The sequence below is a fragment of the Fluviicola sp. genome, assembly GCF_030151805.1.
Lineage (GTDB): Bacteria > Bacteroidota > Bacteroidia > Flavobacteriales_D > Crocinitomicaceae > Fluviicola.
Genome location: NZ_JASLCN010000432.1, coordinates 1 through 3,265, shown reverse-complemented (window position 1 = coordinate 3,265; position 3,265 = coordinate 1). Strand labels below are relative to the sequence as shown.

General features: G+C 41.2%; 4 protein-coding genes. 3 read left to right on the top strand and 1 reads right to left on the bottom strand.

From position 1 onward, the window contains the following. The first annotated feature begins 286 nt into the window (after positions 1-286). Positions 287-730, top strand: a complete 444-nt coding sequence (locus Q1V93_RS16465) for a hypothetical protein (protein WP_300666163.1) — start codon at positions 287-289, stop codon at positions 728-730. Next, positions 730-960, top strand: coding sequence for a hypothetical protein (locus Q1V93_RS16460; protein WP_300666161.1), 231 nt, complete (start codon positions 730-732; stop codon positions 958-960). The genes Q1V93_RS16465 and Q1V93_RS16460 overlap by 1 nt, the downstream gene beginning before the upstream one ends. A 67-nt stretch (positions 961-1,027) precedes the next feature. Here Q1V93_RS16460 and Q1V93_RS16455 read toward each other — a convergent pair whose 3' ends face one another. After that, positions 1,028-2,407, bottom strand: coding sequence for an MBL fold metallo-hydrolase (locus Q1V93_RS16455; RefSeq protein WP_300666160.1), 1,380 nt, complete (start codon positions 2,405-2,407; stop codon positions 1,028-1,030). 121 nt (positions 2,408-2,528) lie between these two features. Here Q1V93_RS16455 and Q1V93_RS16450 point away from each other — a divergent pair. Then, positions 2,529-3,265 (top strand): DUF2130 domain-containing protein (locus Q1V93_RS16450; RefSeq protein WP_300666158.1); only part of this gene is annotated, 737 nt, incomplete at its 3' end.

Below are 3,265 nucleotides of genomic sequence, written 5' to 3'. Positions count from 1 at the left end.
TCCACGGTTTCAGGCTTTAGTACCGCGGAAGGATAAAACACAAAATCTTCCGTGTGATCGGAAGCATAATGTGCATCAATCGCTGCTCCAACCTGGATGCGGTCGTTCAGTAACTGCTTGAAAAAATGAATATGCTTCTCTTCAATAATGGCTGTCATTGTGCGGATTTTCGGTAAAAATAGCGAATTTGAATTGAGTGGAAGCGAATGCCAATCTTTTGTAGGCGGATTTGTAAATTAATTTAATTGACCCGTTAATTTGTCTATTTTTGAAATAAAAACGAGCTATGCTGGTAAAAGATAAAGATTATGTGTTTTATGAGGATTCAGGAGTAATGAATTCAAAACAACCGATGAAAATAGTAAACGCAACTGTCGTTGGAACGAAGAACTACGTGTTTTTGATTCCGACCAAAACAATCGGGTTGTTTGTTATTTTGGATACCATCAAAAACCACTCGTATTTTCAGGGAATCAGTATCCCGGAAGGGGTAAAGAAATTGATAGATAACTCCAATTCTGTAGAAGATTTGGAAGAATCATTGAAAGCATTGCTACAGGAAGATGAGAAATACGTTCATTTTATTCCGGAATGGCCTTCGTTTAAGTTTAAAGGATTCTTAGGGAAACATTCGCTTCGTCTTGGAAAAGGCGGAACAGGGGCATGGAGCTCGGTAACGGTAAATGGAAAAGGAAACAGCAAGCAGTTCAGAACGTATTACGGACAATAATGTGGTCCGTTAAGTACAAAACCGCTTCAGTGATCACCGAATCTTCGAAGACGAAATGCAGGGTTTGTAAAGCTGAAAATCAAAAAGATATTGCAACTGAAAAGAAGCGTTTAATCCTTTTGTATGTGATTCCGATTCCACTTGCGACTGAACGTGTGGAAATTTGTCCGGCGTGTAATGCCCGCATGAAAGTGAAGGAATCCAGCGAACTGATTGATTCGAAAATCTAGAATAATGACATGTGGCTGAGACGGGACTTTGACTCCGCTCAGTCACCTTAACAGCCACATTTTTGTTTTATTCAAGAAGAATGGATTCCATCATTTTCGGAATGAAGACTTCCAGTTTCAATTCATGTTCTATTTTGGCGCGAAAAGCATCCGTTTGATGGGCTTCGCCGTGATTTAGAATCACCTTTTTGGGTTTGTTCCGGAATCCTTTCAGCCATTCGATCATTTCCGAATAATCTGCATGAGCTGAAAGTGAATCAATGTGCTGAACCTCGCAATTTACTTTGCGGTATTCCCCGAAAAACTTGATTTCCGGCGAGCCGTTCAAAATCGCCCTTCCCCGGGTTCCTTCTCCCTGGTAGCCAACCATCAATAGCGTATCATTCGGATTGTCGATGTGTGAATTCAGGTAATGTAAAATGCGCCCGCCCTCAATCATTCCGCTTCCCGCAAGTACAATTTTCGGTTGTTTGTCTGCAACCAATAATTTGGATTGTTCTATGTCGTTGATAAAATAAACCTCGTTAAACATCTGATCCAACTCGTAATTGGAAATTTGTTGCCAATCCGGGTAGCGTTTGTAGGTGTTTGTTGCATTGATTCCCATCGGAGAATCCAGGAAAACCTTGCATTTGGGCAATTGTTCTTCTTCCCGGAGCTGATAAATCAGGTATAAAATCTCCTGGGTTCGTTCTACTGCAAAACTTGGAATCATCAGAATTCCGCCACGTTTGATCGTCCGGTGAATAATCTCTTTCAATTCTTTTTTGACATTTTCGGATTGATGTAAACGATCTCCGTAAGTCGATTCCAGAACCAGGTAATCCGCTTCCTTGATGTGTTTGGGAGGATAAAGCAGCATCGGGTTTGAGCGTCCGATATCTCCTGAAAAGACGATTGTTTTTCCGGCTGCTTTGGCGTTGACAAAAGCTCCGCCCAAAATGTGTCCGCTGTTCAGAAATTCGAACTTAAAATATTCATTGATGATTATCCATTCATTGAGATTATGCCCGACAAAGTGCGGCAGGCAATTCAACACATCTTTAACCGTATACAAAGGTTCTGCATGTTCATGCCTGGAATAGTTGTTTTTATTGGCGCGCTCCGCATCTTCTTCCTGAATTTTAGCACTGTCTTTCAAAATGATTTCTGTCAAATCCAACGTCGGGTGTGTGCAATGAATCGGGCCTTTGAATCCTTTTTTGACCAGTAAAGGAATGTATCCGCAATGATCCAAATGCGCATGTGTCAGTACTATAGCATCAATACTTGCTGGATTGACCGGAAAATCATTCCAGTTTAAAAGCCGCAGTTCTTTGATTCCCTGAAACAAACCGCAATCAATTAATAGTCGTTTTCCATTGATTTCAACCAATGTTTTAGAACCGGTTACGGTTCCGGCGCCTCCCAGGAAAGTGAGTTTTACCGATGTGCCAGAAACAGTCATGTGTGAAGAATTGTGGATTATATCTTAAAGTTAACCGAAACAAGGTGTAAAAAAAATGATTTGGACGGGTGAAAGGGAAGTTTTAAGCTTATTTTGTATTTTCGGGTTAAATAAAATTCCCATGAATCAAATTCATTGCCCGAATTGCGGCACTCCAATTGATGTTAACGACATTTTGGCACATCAACTGGAAGAACAAATCAAGCTTCAATATCAAGGTCAATTGAATGAAGCCCGCGATGAATTTGCAAAAAAACAAGAAGTTTTACTGCGCGAAAAAGAAGAATTCGAAGAGAAAAAACGACGGGAAAACGAGCTTTTCCAGGAACGTTTCGAACAGAAACTCAAAGAAGAACGCCGGTCTTTGGAAGAAAAACTGAAAACGAAACTCCTGCAGGAACAAGACGAACAATTTGCTTTGCTTCAGAAGGAATTGAACGAAAAATCCGAGCAAATCAAAGAGTTGAACAGGAGTAAGGCCGAAATTGAGAAACTGAAGCGCGAAAAGGAAGAGTTGAAAGAAGCAGTTGAAGCAGAATCCCAAAAGAAACTGAGTCTTCAGCTGGAAGAAGAGAAAGCGAAAATCCGGAAAACAGAGGAGGAGCGGAATGAACTCCGCATGAAGGAATTGCTCAAACAGCTGGAAGATCAGAAACGACTCACCGAAGAAATGAAACGCAAGCAAGAGCAGGGTTCCATGCAATTGCAGGGCGAAGTGCAGGAACTGGCAATCGAAGAATGGCTGGCATCGCATTTTCCGTTAGATACGATTGAAGAAATCAAAAAAGGTGCCCGCGGCGGAGATTGTATTCAAACGGTTCATACCCGTTCACAGCAAAATTGCGGAACGATTTATTA

What these genes read in the sequence shown, in the direction of transcription:
- Q1V93_RS16460 (WP_300666161.1), top strand. Translation starts at nt 730, where the DNA reads ATGTGGTCCGTTAAGTACAAAACCGCTTCAGTGATCACCGAATCTTCG.
- Q1V93_RS16465 (WP_300666163.1), top strand. Translation starts at nt 287, where the DNA reads ATGCTGGTAAAAGATAAAGATTATGTGTTTTATGAGGATTCAGGAGTA.
- Q1V93_RS16455 (WP_300666160.1), bottom strand. Translation starts at nt 2,407, where the DNA reads ATGACTGTTTCTGGCACATCGGTAAAACTCACTTTCCTGGGAGGCGCC.